Origin of the sequence: Corynebacterium glucuronolyticum DSM 44120 (assembly GCF_030440595.1) — a bacterium.
Lineage (GTDB): Bacteria > Actinomycetota > Actinomycetes > Mycobacteriales > Mycobacteriaceae > Corynebacterium > Corynebacterium glucuronolyticum.
Genome location: NZ_CP047452.1, coordinates 263,909 through 282,551, shown reverse-complemented (window position 1 = coordinate 282,551; position 18,643 = coordinate 263,909). Strand labels below are relative to the sequence as shown.

Below are 18,643 nucleotides of genomic sequence, written 5' to 3'. Positions count from 1 at the left end.
GCTATGACGATTGCGATTATTGGTGCCGGGGCCGTCGGGTGTTGGATGGCGAGCGAACTCTCCGCGGCTGGTGCGGATGTGACTGTCGTTGCCCGTGGCGAGGCGCTCCGCGCGGTGCGGGAGCGCGGGGTCCGTGCCGACGGCGTGGATGTTCCGGTTGCCGTGGCGACACATGCCTCTGAGGTGGAGGCCTCGGCCATCGTGCTGGCCACGAAGGCGACGGGCGCGCCGCTTACCGAAATCCTCGACGGAACGAATGCACCGATTGTGATGACGCAGAACTCCGTCGAGGCTCCACGGCTCATCGCCGCCGTCGTCGGCCAAGAACGGACCGTGCCCGGCGTGGTGCGCGGCTATTTCCACCATGTCGGCCCCGCCGAGGTCACCACGCACGGTGGTCCCGGCTCCTTCACCATGGGCCCCGGCGCCCCGACGCTTGCCCGGGCGCTGGAGTCCACGGGTATCACCGTCACTGTCCGGGACGATGAGCTTGTCGACGTCTGGGAGAAGGCCATGTTCGTCGAACCCTGCGGCGCGCTTGGCCTCATCGCCGATGCCGACCTCGGCGTCCTGCGCACCACGTACCGGGAGTCGCTGACGGATTTCATCACCGAGGTACACAACGCCGGTATCGGTGCGGGAGTACCGATACCGGAGGATGCGGTCGCCCGCACCCTCGCCTTCGCCGATGCCATGCCCGCCAGCTCCACCACCTCAATGCAGCGCGACCGGATGGCCGGCCTTACCGGGGAATTCGATGCCCAGGTGGGAGCCGTCATCCGCGAGGCGGAGCGACACGGTGTAGCGGTGCCGCTGCACAGGTTGGCCTACGCCCTTATTGCGGGGCGCTAAACTCCCACGGCTCAGCGGGAATAGCCTGCGGGCTGTACCGCGCCACCATCTCCCGGGCCGTGTTCGCTCCCTCGATGCCGAGCGACCTGCCGAGCATCGCCACGATCTCGCGGATGGACCAGTGGCGGGTCAGCTCTGGCAGCGTCGTCGCACCGTTTCTCTTGGCCAGGCGCTCGCCGTCCTCCCCCACGACGAGGGGCACGTGGAGGTATGTCGGCGGCGTCGCGCCGAGGGCGGTAATGATCGCCACCTGCGTCGGCGCTGAGGCGAGTAGATCATCACCGCGGACGACGCGGTCCACGCCCTGCTCGATATCGTCGACAACGCAGGCCAGATTGTATGCCCACCCCGGCTCCCGCCCGCCACGCCGAAGCACGCAGTGGTCCACCGGACCGGTGACGGTGCCGTGACGATCGTCGACAAGCGTCATCTCCCCGCCGCCGTGGAAGCGGATCGCGGGTGCCCGATCCCCCATCTCCGGGATGTCGGTGCGACCGATGCATGTGCCGGGGTAGAAACTCGGCGGGGTGTGTGGCGCGCGGGCGGCCTCCCGGATGTCCCGGCGCGTGCAATAACACGGGAACGTGTCCAGCTGCGTGAGCGCCTGCTCGTAGAGGCCGTAACGCTCCTGCTGGTAGACGGGCTCGCCGTCCCAGTCGATGCCGAGGGCTGCCAGGTGCTCCAGCTGCCTGGCCGCCACCTCCCGCGAGCTGCGCTGCTCGTCGACGTCCTCGATGCGGACGAGGAAGCGTCTGCCCGATGCCCGCGCATCCAACCATGCGGCCAGTGCCGTGCGGAGGTTTCCGATGTGCAGGTCACCCGAGGGGCTCGGTGCGTAGCGTCCGGCTGGTTGTGTCATAGCCCTAACAGTAGCCGGTGCAGACAAAAACTCCCGGGCCACCCTCATGGGTGGCCCGGGAGCCCTCCGCAGGACCAGATGCGGAGCTGTTTATGTTTTACCACATGAACAATGATGACCGACTATTACCAGGCCATCACAGCCTATTTTTCGGCGGTTTCAGATTCGCTCGGCTTCGGCTGCGTCGTTGTCGTAGATGTAGTGGTTGTTGTATCGCTTTCCTTCTCAGACTCGCTGGAACCCGACGCACCGTCAGCGGCGGTCTGATCCGCGTCCGCAGCAGAGCTCAGGTTAGTGAAGTCCCAAGCCTTGCCGTTGATGCACTTGGTGGCGTAGTACATGCCCACAAGCGACGCAGCTGCAACGAGACCCAGAATGGACATAATACCCGCGACGTTCACGTTGGAGCCCATGGCAGCCAACTTCGCGTTCGCGTCCTTCAACCACTGCGGCTGGTTATCCGGGTTGTTGATCTTCAGGCTATCCAGCTGCACCCGGAGCGACTCCGGAAGTGGCAGGTTCACCTGCGTAGCCAAAGCAATCAGGCCCAGCGGAACCAGGTACAGCAGCGGGTTCGCGTACCATTCCTTCGGATCGATGCACTTTTCAATGATCGTCTTAGTATCCGCAATCGGCTTAGCCTTCGGGGTGACGGAAATCTTCAGTTCTGTCTGTGACGCCTCATTGGACGTGTCCTTGGGGAACGTAACCTTCACCGTGATGAGCTTTTCCAAGCCGGTTACGGCATCCTTGGGAACCGTGATTGTCGCCTTGCCCGTGTTCCGGTCAACATCCACGGTCCAGCCTTCCGGCACCGTCGTGGTGTCCAGCGCGAAGCGGGTTCCTTCAGGTGCACCCTTACGTTCGCTGACAGGAGTGGACGTATCGTCGAACTCTGGCGTGACGGTCACCGTCGTTCCGGATTCTGGGGTAAGCCTCTCGTAGGATCCGACCCACGGGGCGTAGGTGCGCTCAATCAGATCCGGGATCTGGTTATCGTTGCGATCGGTAGGCGGCACCTTCGCCGTGCCGTCATCATTAACACCCTCGGGTTGAACGTTGGTGTCAGACTCCTTAGCGTTCGGGATCTTATCCCCATCATGGTCGCCTTCGCCATCCTTGATCGGGTTGCCATCCGCATCGAAGTACTTGTCGCGATTTGGGTTGTCCTTCGGGAGCTTCGAACCAGAGTACGGATCCAGCGGGTCAAGGCCTGCGGCGATCTCGTCGTTGTTGTTCACGCCGTCGTTATCGGCATCCGGATCAATGTTGTCCGGAATCGTGTCACCGTCGGTATCAAGTGCCTCAATGAGATCGGCGATGCCGTTCGGAACCTGCTTACCGTTATCCAGCTTGCCGGTCTTATCCGTGATCGGCACCTTCGCCGTACCATCATCGTTGACACCATCGGGTTGAACCTCGACGTCAGACTCCTTAGCGTTCGGGATCTTATCCCCATCATGGTCGGCCTCCCCATCCTTAATCGGGTTGCCATCCGCATCAAAGTACTTGTCGCGATTCGGGTTGTCCTTCGGGAGCTTCGAACCGGAGTACGGATCCAGCGGGTCAAGGCCTGCGGCGATCTCGTCGTTGTTGTTCACGCCGTCATTATCGGCATCCGGATCAAGGTAATCCGGAATCGTATCGCCATCGGTATCAAGTGCCTCAATGAGATCGGCGATGCCGTTTGGAACCTGCTTACCGTTATCCAGCTTGCCGGTCTTATCCGTGATCGGCACCTTCGCCGTACCATCATCGTTGACACCATCGGGTTGAACCTCGACGTCAGACTCCTTAGCGTTCGGGATCTTATCCCCATCATGGTCGGCCTCCCCATCCTTAATCGGGTTGCCATCCGCATCAAAGTACTTGTCGCGATTCGGGTTGTCCTTCGGGAGCTTCGAACCGGAGTACGGATCCAGCGGGTCTAGGCCTGCGGCGATCTCGTCGTTGTTGTTGATCCCGTCATTATCGGCATCCGGATCAAGGTAATCCGGAATCGTATCGCCATCGGTGTCCTTCAGCTTGTCTGTCACAAGGGCAGAATCTGCGGCAACGATGGTCCGGGCAGAAACGAGTGTTGCGGTGACGATGGTGGAACCCTTGAACTTCTTGTCAATGGTGAGAGAGCACCCCGCAGCATCCGAAAGCTGCGTAATATCGCAGCTCTTCAGCTCCTTGCCGTCGCTATCATGCCACACGATCTTATTTGCAAACGGAGGAAGCGTTCCTCCCAACACGACATCGAGCGTGGCACCAGGGCCAGCCGGCTTGTCGGTCACGTTGTACTTGAGGATATCGAGGGAAACCTCTTTAAACGGAACGACCGCAAAGTTCACATTGTGCCAAGCGTTACCCGCGAATCCCGGGGGCAACGCAGGCGATACGGACAGCAGATCATTCGGGCTGAGGAACTGCGACGTGGTGTAGGCGCTGTAGGACTGCACCACGTTTCCTTCCTTATCCCGAACCAAGGCGTACAGGGACGCCGGATCGGTGTAGCAGGGAACCCACATGCCATAGGTACCGTCTGCTCCGACCTTGCCCACGGCCGTTCCCGTGATGAACTCGGGGTGCCGCTCCAGGATCTTCTTCGTCGTGTTCACCCACGTGCTGCGGGGCTCACCGTAGGTCGCGTTGTTGATCGCGCGACGCCCCTCGGTGGTCAGTCCCGTGATTTCTACCGTGTATCCCTCGGCAGCGATATCGGAAGCGTACGTGTCGAAGCTCGGTCCGGTGCCCAGAGTCGCCTCTCCGGCCTCCAGCCATACCGTTCCGTCCACCCACGTATTCGTGTTGTGGTACTCGCCCTTACGGTCATTGAACATGTAGGAACCGGGGTTCTCGTACATGAAGACCGCAGCGTTTTGCACGTTGTTCTTGTTGATGTTCATTGTCGAACCGGCCGGCAATTTATTGGAGGCCGAGAAACCCGGTGTCATACCCGGTGCCTGGCGGAACATCTCCACGCGATTGCCACGATCATTGGTAAACGGCTTGATCCACACACGGAACTGGTCGCCAGCCTTAGGGTCAAATTCGTGCTCCTGCTTGAGCGCGTCTTTTACCTTGGGAAGGCTGAACGCCCACAGACCCTGGCCGCCCTGGTTTGAAACGCCCCAATCTACGTTGTGCGTCTTGGCGGTGTAGATCGGTGAAACGAAACCGTCTTTGCCCATCCATTGCAGGTACACCGTCGTCCCATCAGGAAGCGCCGTGTTCGTGCTTCGGCCGGGGATGCCACTGAAAGCCGCCGTTGTCGCGTCCATGTAGTAGGCATGGCCGCTGACAACGTACGTAGCAAGGCGGAGATCGTTGACGTTCTTAACCGTTCCGCTGGTGATAGCGTCGGCGTCGAGGGCAGTATCCGTGGAATAGCCAGGATCACCGGCACCATCTTCCGCCGCCTGTGCGACGGGAAGGTACGGCGAATCCACCGAGTACACACCACTGAAGATAAGCGCTGTAGCCACGCCGAGGGAAGTGACCCTCTTCAGAGATATATTCATAATTCTCCTTGTGATTAGGACTTGCAAGCCCCGGAAAACTCTGTTCGCAGCGCGCCGTACGTGCGCACGTAAAAAGCAAGCGCCGCAGACGCGAGGCCCGGATGGAAGGAAATTTTATGAGCCGGGCTCTCGCATCTACTTAGATAATACTCAGTTTTTATTAAGGTTCTATCGACATAGAGAGGTAGACGAGTCCCTACCCTTAATCCCATCCTGTACCTTCTGTCCCATTTTTCACATTTATATATTTGAGACACTTTGCTAAAGCCGTAGTTTACGCGATACCTAAGAGGAGCAACGTCACAACGTGCGTTTTTATAAAGTGTTCAACAGAATTTTTACCCTCATAACGAATATATAAATTTTTCTCAGCTACCCCTAATTTTGGGTGACTAATTACTCAGGATCCAGCATCGCCCAACCGAAGGTCTTGCATCCTGCACCCCTGGACCGGCAGACTCCGGACGCGCATAAAAAACTCCCGGGTCACCATGTGGTGACCCGGGAGCCTCCGCAGGACCAGATGCGGAGCTTAAAAATTTCGATGATCAAAAGGGCGGTCCTGCTTGCCCTCCGTACAAATCCAGTGGCTGGTAGCCACTGGATTCATACTAGTTCATCTGTTGTTTACTCAGTTGCAGTGGGTTCCTCACTCGTGGAGGTCTCCCCTGCAGCGGAGTCCTCAGCCGGAGCCTCCGTCTCGGAGGTTGCGGTGGTAGTGGACTCGGTCTTATTGTCCTTGCTCGGCTTGCTGTCGTCAGTCTTGGCGCTAGAACCGTTGGTGGTAGCCTCGGTTCCCTCACCGGTGGTCACGCCAGCGCCGGAGCTCAGGTTGGTGAAGTCCCAAGCCTTGCCGTTGATGCACTTGGTGGCGTAGTACATGCCCACAAGCGACGCAGCTGCAACGAGACCCAGAATGGACATAATACCCGCGACGTTCACGTTGGAGCCCATGGCTGCCAGCTGTGCGTTCGCATCCTTCAGCCACTGCGGCTGGTTACCCGGGTTGTTGATCTTCAGGCTATCGAGCTGTGCCTTGATGGAATCCGGAACCGGCAGGTTCACCTGCGTTGCCAGGGCAATGATTCCCAGCGGCACGAGGTAGAGCAACGGGTTCGCGTACCACTCGTTCGGATCGATGCACTGCTCGATGATCGTGTTCGTGTCAGCGATCTGCTTGGCAGCCGGCGTGACGACGAGCTCGAGTTCCTTCTGCGTTGCGTTGTTCGTCTCGGACTCGGGGTAGTTCACCTTCACCGTGATGGTGTTGGCGGTACCCGTGGTGGCATCTTCCGGAACCGTCACGGTTGCGCGACCGGTGGTCGGGTCAACAGTGACATCCCAGCCTGCAGGAACCGTGGTCTCGTCCAGTTCGAACGTCGTGCCCGCAGGAGCGGCACCGTGTTCGTTCACAGCGGTCAGCGCGTTGTCGAACTCAGGCGTGACCGTTACAGTCTTGCCAACTTCTGGCGTCTGCTTGTCGTACTTGCCGACCCACTTGGCGCCGTTGGCATCGACAAGGTCAGCGATGCCGTTGTTGTTCTTATCGGTGATACCGGTGTCACCGATGCCGTCGCCGTTCTCGTCCTTGACGCGCCCCTCGGGGACCTCGGACTCGTCGGCGTTCTTGATGCCGTCATTATCGGAGTCTTCGTCGCCATCTTTGATGCCGTTACCGTCGGAATCAGGGTTCAGCGGTTCGAGACCAGCGCGGATTTCGTCGTCGTTGGAGACGCCGTCGCCGTCAGCGTCGGGATCCTCAGAGTTCGGGATGCCGTCGCCATCGTTGTCGCCCTCGGCAAGGTCAGCAACATCGTTGTTGTTCTTGTCGGTGATGCCCGGATCGGCGATACCGTCGCCGTCATTGTCCTTGACGCGGCCGGAAGGAACCTCGGACTCTTCGGCGTTGGTCTTGCCGTCCTTGTCGAAGTCCTCGTCGCCGTCCTTGATGCCGTCACCGTTGGAGTCGGGGTTCAGCGGGTCGGTGCCGATAGCCTTCTCGTCGTCGTTGTTGACGCCATCATTGTCAGCATCCGGATCCTCATTATCGGGGATTCCGTCACCGTCGGTGTCAGCCTTCTCGATGATGTCAGCGACACCGTTCGGGCCGTTGTTCTTCTTGTCACCGGTCTTGTCGGTCCTGTCCGGATCGGCGATACCGTCGCCGTCCTTGTCCTTGACGCGACCTTCAGGAACCTCGGACTCATCAGCATTCTTGATGCCGTCCTTGTCGAAGTCACCTTCGCCGTCCTTGATCGGGTTGCCGTCCTTATCCTTGTAACCACCGGAGTAGGGATCCAGCGGATCAAGACCCGCTTCCTTCTCGTCGGTGTTGTTGATGCCATCGCCATCAGCGTCGGGATCCTCAGCATCCGGGATGCCGTCACCGTCGGAGTCCTTCTTCTCAATCAGGTCGGCAATGTTGTTCTCGTTCTTATCGGTGATAGCAACCTTCGCGGTGCCGTCCGGGTTCACACCATTCGGCTCGACCTCGGTGTTCGACTCCTCGGCATTCTTGATGCCGTCGCCGTCGGTATCCTCTTCACCGTCCGGGACACCGTCACCATCGGAATCAGGGTTCAGCGGATCAAGGCCAGCGGCGATCTCGTCGTTGTTGTTCACACCGTCGCCATCAGCATCCGGATCCTCGGAGTTCGGGATCTTGTCATCGTCGAGGTCACCATCGATAAGATCAGCGACCTCGTTGTTGTTCTTATCGGTGATCGGAACCTTGGCAGTGCCATCGGGGTTCACGCCATCGGGCTGAACATCGGTGTCAGACTCGTCAGAGTTCTTCTTCTTGTCCTTATCAAGGTCAAGATCACCATCATTGACCGGGTTACCGTTCTCATCGGCGGTGGAGGTCGGGTTCAGCGGGTTCAGACCAGCGGCGATCTCGTCGTTATTGTTCACACCGTCGTTATCGGCATCCGGATCGAGGTAATCCGGAACCTTGTCGCCGTCGGTGTCCAAAGCCTCAATGAGGTCAGCAACACCGTTCGGGCCCTGCTTGCCGTCAACCAGCTTGCCGGTCTTATCGGTGATACCCGGGTTAGCCAGGCCGTCGCCATCCGTATCCGGAACAGCGCCGTTCGGGACATCAGACTCCTCGGCGTTGGTTAGGCCATCCTTGTCGATGTCGCCTTCGCCGTCCTTGATCGGTTTGCCCTCCTTGTCCTTGTATCCACCGGAGTAGGGATCCAGCGGGTCAAGGCCAGCGGCGATCTCGTCGTCGTTGTTGATGCCGTCGTTATCAGCGTCCGGATCAATGGAATCCGGAATCTTGTCTTTGTCGGAATCCTTACCCTCAATGAGGTCGGCGATTCCGTTCTGCGGGTTCTTATCGGTGATACCGGGGTTGCCGAGGCCGTCGCCGTCGGTGTCCTTGACGGGCTTGTCCTTGCCGTTTTCCTGCGGAACGTCGGACTCTTCCTTGTTGGTGGCCTTGTCCCCGTCGGAGTCGAAGTCACCGTCGGAAACCGGCTTGCCGTCCTTGTCCTTCGTGCCGTTGGAGAACGGATCCAGCGGATCAAGACCAGCGGCGATCTCGTCGTCGTTGTTCACGCCGTCGCCATCAGCATCCGGATCGAAACGGTTCGGGATACCGTCTTTGTCCTTGTCCGGAAGCTCGGAGGTCACGAGCGCGGAGTCAGCAGCAATGGTGTTCGGGCCGGAGATCAGGGTTGCGGTGTAAAGTTCCTTGCCCTTGAAATCCTTCGGAATCTCCAGAGAGCAGCTGTCTGCGTCCTTCAGTTCCTTGATCTCGCAGGTCTTCAGCTCTTTACCATTACTGTCGGTCCACACAATCTTGTTGGGGAAAATCGGCAGCGTGCCATCCAGCTTCACCTCAAGGGTGTCGCCACCGGTGGCCGGGTTATCCGTCACGTTGTAGTAGGGAATATCAAGCGTGATGGCCTTGTAATCCGAAATAGCAAAGTGCACGTTGAACCAACCGGGGACCACCGGAGAAGCGGTAGCCGCCGGCGTTACGGAGCCGAGGCGGTTCGGGCGGTCGAACACCGGGGTGGTGTAGGAGCTGTATGTCTGGACGATCTCACCAGCGGGGTTCTTCACCGCGCCGTAGATAGCGTACTTGTCGGTACCAGCCGGAAGACGCAGCTCATACCAGCCGTCGGCACCCGTCTTGGCCGTAGAAGTGCCGGTGACGTACTCCGGGTGCTCCTTGATGATCTTTTCCGTGATGGTCACGTACTCATCGCGGGACACGTCCTTGGTGGCAGCATCAATGGCCTTAGAACCGGCCTCGGTCAGGCCAGTGAACAGGACCTCATAGCCATCGGCAGCAATGTCGCCACCGGTCGTAGAATCCATTCCCGGGCCAGTGGAGAGGTTCGCATCGCCGGCCTCATGCCACACGCGACCCTTGATGCGGGGGCCGGAGGTATCGACGTTGACCTTGTCGGAGAACATGTGCTCGCCGGGGAACTCGTACATGAAGATGCCGACGTTCTGGAGATTGTTCTTGTTCATGTTGAACGTAGAGCCAGCCACGCGCTTATTGGCCGGGCTGAAGCTCGGGTACCAGCCCGGAGCGGTGCGCATCATTTCCAGCTTGTTGCCACGCTCGTTGGTGAACGGTTCGATCCAGAACTTGATCTGATCGCCCTTGCCGGGATTGAACTCGTGGTGTTCCCCGAGGGCATCCTCGTACGGCGGAAGGGAGACGGCGAAGGTACCCTTGCCACCCTGGGTGCCATTGCCCCAGCTGAGGTCATGAGTTTCCGTGTAGTAAATAGGCGATACGGCGCCACCCTCGCCGTCGATCCACTGTGCGTAGACCTTCGTGCCCTCAGGCACGCGGGTGTTCGCTGTGGCATCGTTCACGCCACCAAAGGAGGCCGTTGTGGAATCGAGCGTATAAGCGTGACCGGAAGCAACAAACGTTCCCAATTGCATGTCGTAGACACTGTTGACCTGGCCGTTAGCAATGGCATCAGAGTAGATAGCTGTCTCAACGGAGGTACCGGGAGCCGACTTCTTTGCCTTAGCAGGCTTGGCCGGTGCAGCAACAGCTTCCTGAGCCTGTGCTGCCGGAGCGTTCTCAACGGCATAGACACCAGAAACGGTGAGCGCGGTAGCCACACCGAGTGCGGTGATGGTCCGGAACATGCTCGATGCTCCTAGACCGGACATAGCAGAGCCGGACACGCTCCACCGAGAATTCTTGCGTATTTTCATCGCCTGGTCCTTCTTTATCGAATTTCTTGATGTTTGCGTCAGGGCCCGACCGTCATGAGGTGAACGAAACCCTTTGCTCAGACTTTACTCAGTTTCTTTTAAGGAGCAACGGAAACAACCCCCACCTTTGCCCGCTTTCAGAGTTTTGACCTGCGACTTTCAGGCATTTTGGCACGCACCTCCCCGCAATCTTCCCCCTATAAAAAGGTTGGCTTTCACCGATTTCCTGCAGCTCATTCCCTACTTTTAAGCTGTTAACTGTGTGAAACTCAAAGGCTTCTTTCTTAAATTATATTTTTTTCTCAGGCTAGCCCTTTTGGGGGGTAAACCAAAAGGCTAGATGTCTTATTTGCAAGACATCTAGCCTGGTTCCCTTACTTCTTGTATCTTCCCGTGGCGTAGTAGCGCGACATGAACTCGTCGCGATACTCCTCGAACGTGCCGTTTTCGAGGTGATACCGGATGTTATCCACGAGTTTCACCACGAATAGCAGGTTGTGCATGGTGCACAGGGTGCCCGCTAAGAATTCTTTAGCTTTCAGGAGATGGTGAATATAGGCGCGCGTGTAGTTCTCGCTCACGTACCCGCCGAGCTCCGCATCGATGGGAGTGAAATCCCTCTTGAAACGGGCAGCCTTGAGGTTGAGACGCCCGTCCAGCGTGTACACGCCACCGCGCCTGCCCAGGCGGGTCGGTGCCACGCAGTCAAAGGTGTCCGCACCTGCTGCAACAGCGGCGAAGATGTCGTCGGGCTCGCTGATGCCGAGGAGGTGGCGCGGTTTATCGTCCGGCAGCTCCTCGGTCACCCAGCCGACGATGGTGCCGAGCTGGTTCTTTTCCAGGGCACCGCCGATACCGAAGCCGTCGAAGCCACGACGCCCCGCGTCGCGGGCGTCGCGGTCCAAATCCATGAGCCCGCGGGTGGCCTGCCTGCGCAGGTCCTCGTACTGGGCGCCCTGCACCACGCCCCACAGCTGCTGCTCGGGGCGGTGAGAGCGCTCGTTGGACAGTCGCTCGTGGGCCTCCAGGCAGCGCCTGGCCCAGCGGTGCGTGCGGGCGACGGAGTCTTCCTGGTACTGGCGGGTATCCACAAGCGTGGTCAGCTCGTCGAAGGCGAAGATGATATCCGCACCCAGCTGATGTTGGATCTCCATCGACTTTTCGGGGGTAAAGCGGTGCTTGGAGCCGTCGATAACGGAGCGGAAGTCCACGCCGTCCTCATCCACACGCGCCATGCGGTCTTTCTTTGCCGCGCGAATATCCTGCTCCGTCAGGTTTGCAGTATCCATGGCGAGAACCTTCTTGAAGCCCACGCCGAGACTCATCACCTGGAAGCCGCCGGAGTCGGTGTAGGTGGGGCCGTGCCAATTCTCGAACGCGGCCACGCCACCGGCCTCGTCCACGATGTCCGGGCCGGGCTGCAGGTAGAGGTGGTAGGCGTTGGACAGGATCGCCTGTGCGCCTGTCGAGCGGATCTGCTCCGGCGTCAGCGTCTTTACCGTTGCCTTCGTGGCCACGGGAATGAACGCCGGGGTCTGGATGTCGCCGTGTGGCGTGGAGATCACGCCCGTGCGGGCGGCACCGTCACTGTGGTTAATGTGAAAGCTCATATTCCTTTTCCAGCTCCTCACCTTCGATATCGATGGTGGGAAGAATATTATCTAGCCACGCGGGCATGTACCATGTTGCCCTACCCAAGAGGAACATAGCGGCAGGGACGAGAGCCATGCGCACGAAGAAGGCGTCGAAAAGCACGCCGAAGGCCAGTGCGAACCCGAACACCTGAACAAACGGGAGGGGCTGGTCGATGGCGGCGATGAAGACGGCGATCATGATGAGCGCCGCGGCGGTAACCACGCGCGCGCCGAGTGTGAAGCCCTCGACCACGGAGGCCTCCGTCGGCGTGTAGGCGCCGTGACTTTCGTCGCGGTGCTTGACAAAGTGCTCACGCATGCGGGTGACGAGGAACACCTGGTAGTCCATTGCCAGACCGAAGCAGATGCCGATGAGGAAGATCGGCATGAAGCTGATGAGCGGGCCGGGTGTGCCCACCAGACCCCACAGGCCCTCCTGCCAGACGAGGATGGTGACGCCGAACGCCGCACCAACCGAGAGCAGGAAGCCGAGGCCGGCGATGACCGGCACCACGATGGAGCGGAAGACGATGAGCAACAAGGCGATCGCCAGCCCCACGACGACCAGCAGATAGATCGGCATTGCCTTCTCCAGCTGGGTGGTGATGTCCTGCATGATCGGGGTGAGTCCCGTGACACCCATCTTCAGGCCGGTGGTCTCCTCGATCCCCTGCTGCTGGCTGCGGACCGACTCCAACAACCGCGTCGTCGCCTCGTCTGCGGGGCCGGTGCGCGGGCTGAGGAGGAGCTGGGCACCCGTGCCGTCCTCGTTCATGCCGGCGATCTGCACGTGCTTGACCTCCGGGTGCGTCTTCAGCTGCTGCACGACGTACATGTATGCGGCCTCGCGCGGAACCTCACCGTCGACGGTGAACGGCTGCAGGGCGGGGGCGGAGGTGTCCACGTCGTGCGCGTCGACGACGACGAGGAACGGCGCATCGATGCCCGGGCCGAAGGCCTCTTGCATGAGGTCGGAGGCCTGGCGCTGCGTGGTCTCCTGGTTCGCCACAGCGTCGACAGGCAAAGAGAGCTGGAGGTTGAGCACCGGCGTGGTGAGAAGCCCCAGGATGACGACGACCCCGGCGAGGATGAGACCCGGCGCGCGGTGCACCGTCTCCACCCAGCGGCGGCCGACGGTGCGTGCCTCCGGATCCTGCAGGTGCTCCTGGCGGCGACGGAGGAACGCCGATTGCCAGCCGAACACCTTGGAGCCGAACAGCCCCATGATGGCGGGCAGCAGCGTGAGCGCCACGAGGACGGCGACGAGCACCGTGAACGCGGCGGAGATACCCATCCAGCTGAGGAACGGGATGCCGACGAGCGTCAGGGCGATCAGCGCGACGAACACGGTCGTGCCGGCGAAAACGATGGAACTGCCGGCGGTGCCCACGGCCATGCCGGCGGCCTCATCCCACGGCATTCGTCGCTTCTCGGCGCGGAAGCGGGCGAGGATGAACAGCGCGTAATCGATGCCGACGGCGAGCCCGATCATCATGGCCAGCACGGGGGTGGTGTTGTTGAGGCTGACGAAGCGGGTGGCCAGGAGGATGGCGCCCATGCCCAGACCGACACCCGGCAGCGCCGTGAGGATCGGGATGCCGGCGGCGATGAAGGAGCCGAAGGTGACGATGAGGACGAGGAGGGCGACGACGACGCCGATGGCCTCAGAGGTAGTCTTAATCTTGATCGGGTCGGCGAAACCGGGGCCGTTGGCCTCCACCCTAATGCCCGCGTCCTCGCCGAGGCGGATCGCCTCGTTGATCACCGCGCGGTGTTCGTTGGTGACATCACCGGTGGAGGGCACGTCAATGTTAAAGCTGGTGTAGGCGATGGTCTTGTCTGCAGAGACGCGCCCGAGGTTCGCCGCATCCTCCTGGGCGGTCTCTTCGGGCAGGCCGGCGGCGACCATGCCGTCGACAACGCGCTGCTTCATCAGCGGGTCGAAGGTGATCGGGTTGGCGAACATCTCTGTGCCCGAGATGGGGGTGAGGTTGTCCTTGACGTAGTTAATGGTTTTATCCATCGCCGCCATGTTTTGTGGCTCGTCCAGGGTTTCCCCCTCGGGAGCCTGGAAGACGAGGTTTACCGAGGATGCCGCCACCGGGTTCGGTTGCCCCGGCCACAGGTCCTCGAGCATCATCGCCGCGTTGTACGACGGTGTGCCGGGGATGCTGAACTCGTTGGAGAAGCCCTTTTGGAACACGCCTGCGCTACCCAGCACGGCGGCGAGGATCAGTGTCCAGGCGGCGATCACCCACCACTTCTTGCGGTAGGACCAGCGCCCCACCTTAAACAGGAACTTAGCCAAACCCTTCAGTCTCCCATCGAACAATCGGCGAAAAATAAAAAAGGCCTCGATGCGCGCATCGAGGCCTTTTCACTGGCGGTGGCGAGGGGATTTGAACCCCTGGTTGGGGATTACCCAACACTCGCTTTCGAGGCGAGCACCTTCGGCCGCTCGGACACGCCACCGTTTACTGAGGGTAATTGACGGGTGCCCGATCGACCAAATCGCACGCTAAAAAGGCGAGTTACTTCTTCTCGTCCTGGAAAGCGCCGAGGATCTTGTCGCCGGCTTCCTTAACCTTGTCGCCGAGCTCCTCAATGCCCTGCTTAATGTCGGCCTTGGTCTGATCGGCCTTGCCCTCAGCCTCGAGCTTCTCGTTATCGGTTACGTTGCCGAGGCCTTCCTTAGCCTTGCCGCCGAACTCTTCTGCTTTGTTCTTGATGTCGTCCTGGATGTCACCCATGACAGGTACCTTTCCTTTCTGTTTTAATTCTCGTCTTAATATGTAAAACGAGTCTACGCGAATTCGCCCCCACACGCCGTGGCCGATCCTATGACGTGTCTACGACGTTTCTATGACGTGTCTACGACATGTCTATGACGTGCCGTTTATCGCGGAAGAACGCGCGCAGCGGTGCCGCGCAGTCGTCCGCCAGCACGCCGCCGACAACCTCCACTCGGTTCGGCAGCGCCGGTTCCCGCACGACGTCGATGACGGAACCCACCGCGCCGGTCTTCTCCTCGAAGGCACCGAAGACGAGCGACGGGATGCGCGCGGCTAGGAACGCGCCCGCACACATCGTGCACGGCTCGAGGGTGACCACCAGCTCCGTGTTTTCCAGGATGTAGTCCCTGCGGGCGCGGGCAGCCATGCGGATCGCCTGCACCTCGGCGTGCGCCGTCGGGTCGGAGGTGGCTTTGCGCTCGTTAGTCCCCCAGCCGATCATCGTCCCCTCCGCGTCGAACACGGCGGCGGCAACGGGGACATCCGTAAACGGCGGGGTGAGCAGGTCAAGCACCGCGCGCATCCGTTGCTCGCGGCGCTCGCGGGGGAGATTGACAAGCACCATAACCCCTAACTGTGCCACACTTACCCCATGAACGTTCACACAGTCTCTCGTCCCATTTGCATCATCGGCCTCGGGCTCATCGGCGGATCACTCCTTAGGGATCTGCACGCCGCCGGGCACCCCGTTTTTGGCTATAACCGCACCACGTCCCGCGCCGAGGAGGCCCGCGAGGAGGGCTTCGATGTCTCCAGCTCGCTCACCGAGACGCTGGCGCGCGCCGAAAAGGAGGGCGCGCTCATCGTCATCGCCGTTCCCGTCCCCGGCTTCCCCACCATCCTCGATCGCATCGCAAACGAGGCTCCCAGCTGTGGCTTCACCGATGTCGCCTCCGTTAAGAGCGCGATCCTCACAGCCGTGAAGGAGCGTGGCCTGGCGGGGCGCTACGTGGGCAGCCACCCGATGGCGGGTACCGCCGATTCCGGCTGGAAGGCCTCAAAGTCCGGCCTGTTTAACGGCGGTGCCTGGGTTATCTGCTACGACCAGCTGGAGGCCGGCGAGGTAGATGACTCGTGGGCCGCGCTGTGGGCCGACGTTGCCCACATGGCCGGGCTCGTCGGCGCGGAGGTCATCCCCACCCTCGCCGATTCCCACGACGCTGCGGTGGCCCGCATTTCGCATCTGCCCCACGTGCTCGCGGAGGCGCTCAGCGTTGTCGGCGACAACGGTGGTGCGCTCGCCCTGTCGCTTGCCGCCGGCAGCTACACGGATGCCACGCGCGTCGCGGGTTCCAAGGCGTCCCTCGTGCGCGCCATGTGCGAGACCAACGCCCCCAAGCTCGTCGAGGCCCTCGACGAGGCCCTCGAGCTCCTCACGCAGGCCCGCAACGATCTTTCCGGTGACCAGCCCTCCATCGAGGAGCTTGTCGACGCCGGGTATCGGTCCCGCATCCGTTTCGACGCACGTTCCGGTCTCCGCCCGGTCCTCCGCCTCCACCCCGGTGCCGACGGTTGGCTCTCCATCTTGCACCAGGCCGAGGCTATCGGCAGCCGCGTCGAGGTGTTCTAGCTCCAGATGGCGTTTGGATTGGGGATCGCCTTGCCCTTCACCTTTTTCACCGGCGGCTCCATGACGATGTAGTAGCACAGCAGCGCCGTCGCCGCCGGTGTGATGACGCTGTGCAGCATCGAGGCAATGTCCGAATTGATGAGGTTCAGCGCGCCGGTGAGGAACATGATGATCTGCGCGGTGATGAGCACGGGGAACTTCCGCGCCACGATGAACACAGTGGCGAGGAACACCGAGGACAGCACCGCGTGGATGATCGGGATCCATTCCATCAGGTCGAAGTGAATCCTGCCCAGCCAGGCGTTCTCCCCCATCGCCGTGGTGAGGGTGCCGAGGATAACCACGATCTTGTACTGCAGGACAACGCTCAGCATCCCGCTTGTGGGTGCGGGCCGCCGCCGCGGTGTGAGGAAAGCACCGGCGAGGCCGACAATAAAGAGCGTGGCCAGGTCGTGAACCACGAGGCAGAGGAGAGACCCCGGGGCATCCATGACCACGAGTGTCAGCATGATGGCCTTCAACAGAGAGAAGACGATCATATGGCGGGCGAGGTTGCGCTCGATCCCCACACTGTGTGCGGCCATGATGCCACTGAGGACGACGCACGCTACGCAGACGACAAGTGTGACCCACAACATGGTGGAGATACCCATGGTTCTCCACATGCAGTTGGCCAATGCGCTCAACGAAATTAGAGCGATCACCGCGAAGGCGAGCTTCCTCATAGCTATTACTTTAACCGCATGAAGCTAGAATCCGCAGATACTTAAGAAACAAAAAATACCCCCTTGCATATATAAGCAAGGAGGCATTTTCTATCGTGCGCCCGAAGGGATTCGAACCCCCAACCTTCTGATCCGTAGTCAGATGCTCTATCCGTTGAGCCACGGGCGCAACGAAGAAAGAGTTTACTCAAAGTTCAGAATTTGGCAAATCCCCTGCTCCCACCTGCAAAATGCGGGAGCCTGCCTACTGGTTCGCAAGCCACGCGCCGGCTGCGGCGATCGCCGCCTCGGCACCCCGGTCGAGCGTTGGCTGCAGATCCGGGGCGAAGGCCGGGTTGTGGTTGCCCGGCGCGTTTTCCTGATCCGCAAAGCCACCAAAAGCCCAGTACACATAGGGGGTATCTACCGCATCGGGGACGTAGGAGAAGTCCTCGGAGGCCGACTGCGGGGTGATGTCGATGGACTCGTCGCCGAAGACCTCATCGAAAGCGGCGCGCACTTTGGCGGTGAGCTCCTCGTCGTTGATGGTGAGCGGGTAGACGTCGTAGTACTCGATCTCCGGCCCCTTCGGGCTGCCCGCCGCTTCGCACTCCGCCTTGACGATGCGCTCGATGGCGGCGTGAACCTTCTTTTCCACGTCCTTGTCGTAGGCGCGCGTGTTAATGAGGAGGGTGGCCTTATCAGGGATGATGTTGGACTTCGAGCCCGCCTGCAGGGAACCGACGGTGACCACGGCCGTATCACTCGGCCCGATCTCGCGGGACACGATCGTCTGCAGGCGCATGACGATGCTGGAGGCCAAGACCACCGGGTCCACACCCAGCTGTGGCATCGAGCCGTGGGACCCCTTGCCAAACACTGTGATCCGGATGGATGCTGCCGATGTGAGAAACACGCCCGGTTTGGTGCCCACGTGGGCCCCCGGGAGGGAGCTCAACACGTGCTGGCCGAGGAACACGTCCAGCTTAGGAAGTTTTTCTGCAATGCCGTTTTCCACCATATCTTTGGCGCCCTGGGCTGTCTCTTCGCCAGGCTGGAACACGCCGACGTAGGTGCCGGACCAGGCATCCTTGTGGGCATTGAATGCCTGCAATGCCGTCAAAAGGCTCATGATGTGGAAATCGTGCCCGCACGCGTGGCTTTTGCCTTCCTCTTCGGAGGCGTAGTCCTTGCCCGATTCCTCCGGCACGGGCAGCGCGTCGATATCCGCACGCATGGCCACAGCCGGCCCCTCGCCGTTTTCAATCGTCGCTACGATTCCCGTGTCCCCCACGTACTCGTAGGAAATTCCCGCCTTGTCTAACTCCCCCGCGATTCGCTTGGCTGTCTCCGTCTCTTCCATGGACAGCTCCGGGTGTTTGTGGAACTCCTTGTACAGTTCCTCCCGTTCGCCCCTGTTTTCTTGCAGATCCTTGGCTACCGCGCTAACGAAGCCCTTTACTGACATTGCGATCCTTTCTCCAACACGAGATGTGTTACTCACGCAATGGTAATATCGTCACA

General features: G+C 60.5%; 11 protein-coding genes and 2 tRNA genes. 2 read left to right on the top strand and 11 right to left on the bottom strand.

What is annotated here, in order from left to right; translation table 11 throughout:
- Positions 1-3 precede the first annotated feature (3 nt).
- Complete coding sequence (locus tag CGLUCO_RS01265) at positions 4-852, top strand: 2-dehydropantoate 2-reductase (protein WP_084036014.1); 849 nt, start codon at positions 4-6, stop codon at positions 850-852.
- On the opposite strand, the gene gluQRS is transcribed toward CGLUCO_RS01265, so the two are convergent.
- From gluQRS to CGLUCO_RS01225, 8 genes are all read right to left on the bottom strand, one after another.
- On the bottom strand, positions 836-1,711 hold the full coding sequence (gene gluQRS, locus CGLUCO_RS01260; RefSeq protein ID WP_232621906.1) for a tRNA glutamyl-Q(34) synthetase GluQRS: 876 nt from the start codon (positions 1,709-1,711) through the stop codon (positions 836-838). The two genes, CGLUCO_RS01265 and gluQRS, sit on opposite strands and share 17 nt — an antisense overlap.
- A gap of 143 nt (positions 1,712-1,854) precedes the next feature.
- Entirely contained in the window at positions 1,855-5,220 is a 3,366-nt protein-coding gene (locus tag CGLUCO_RS01255) for a YPDG domain-containing protein (RefSeq protein ID WP_143336834.1), read from the bottom strand.
- Between the two features lie 627 nt (positions 5,221-5,847).
- Complete coding sequence (locus tag CGLUCO_RS01250; RefSeq protein ID WP_232621907.1) at positions 5,848-10,419, bottom strand: YPDG domain-containing protein; 4,572 nt, start codon at positions 10,417-10,419, stop codon at positions 5,848-5,850.
- A gap of 374 nt (positions 10,420-10,793) precedes the next feature.
- Positions 10,794-12,029, bottom strand: coding sequence for a tRNA guanosine(34) transglycosylase Tgt (gene tgt / locus CGLUCO_RS01245; protein WP_084036010.1), 1,236 nt, complete (start codon positions 12,027-12,029; stop codon positions 10,794-10,796).
- On the bottom strand, positions 12,013-14,361 hold the full coding sequence (locus tag CGLUCO_RS01240) for an MMPL family transporter (protein WP_198481445.1): 2,349 nt from the start codon (positions 14,359-14,361) through the stop codon (positions 12,013-12,015). The genes tgt and CGLUCO_RS01240 overlap by 17 nt, the downstream gene beginning before the upstream one ends.
- A 73-nt stretch (positions 14,362-14,434) precedes the next feature.
- Positions 14,435-14,525, bottom strand: a tRNA-Ser gene (locus tag CGLUCO_RS01235).
- A gap of 59 nt (positions 14,526-14,584) precedes the next feature.
- On the bottom strand, positions 14,585-14,803 hold the full coding sequence (locus tag CGLUCO_RS01230; protein ID WP_005390972.1) for a CsbD family protein: 219 nt from the start codon (positions 14,801-14,803) through the stop codon (positions 14,585-14,587).
- 121 nt (positions 14,804-14,924) lie between these two features.
- The gene (locus CGLUCO_RS01225; RefSeq protein WP_005390974.1) at positions 14,925-15,410 is read right to left on the bottom strand and encodes a nucleoside deaminase; all 486 of its coding nucleotides are present in this window, start codon (positions 15,408-15,410) and stop codon (positions 14,925-14,927) included.
- Positions 15,411-15,437: 27 nt separating this feature from the next.
- Between CGLUCO_RS01225 and CGLUCO_RS01220 the strand changes: the two genes are divergently transcribed.
- Entirely contained in the window at positions 15,438-16,415 is a 978-nt protein-coding gene (locus CGLUCO_RS01220; RefSeq protein ID WP_005392737.1) for a prephenate dehydrogenase, read from the top strand.
- Here the strand turns inward: CGLUCO_RS01220 and CGLUCO_RS01215 are convergent.
- From CGLUCO_RS01215 to CGLUCO_RS01205, 3 genes are all read right to left on the bottom strand, one after another.
- Positions 16,412-17,140, bottom strand: a complete 729-nt coding sequence (locus tag CGLUCO_RS01215; protein WP_005390977.1) for a hypothetical protein — start codon at positions 17,138-17,140, stop codon at positions 16,412-16,414. The genes CGLUCO_RS01220 and CGLUCO_RS01215 overlap by 4 nt on opposite strands.
- 96 nt (positions 17,141-17,236) lie before the next feature.
- Positions 17,237-17,309, bottom strand: a tRNA-Arg gene (locus tag CGLUCO_RS01210).
- Between the two features lie 75 nt (positions 17,310-17,384).
- Positions 17,385-18,587 (bottom strand): amidohydrolase, encoded by a 1,203-nt coding sequence (locus CGLUCO_RS01205; RefSeq protein ID WP_005392741.1) that lies wholly within the window; start codon positions 18,585-18,587, stop codon positions 17,385-17,387.
- Positions 18,588-18,643: the final 56 nt, after the last annotated feature.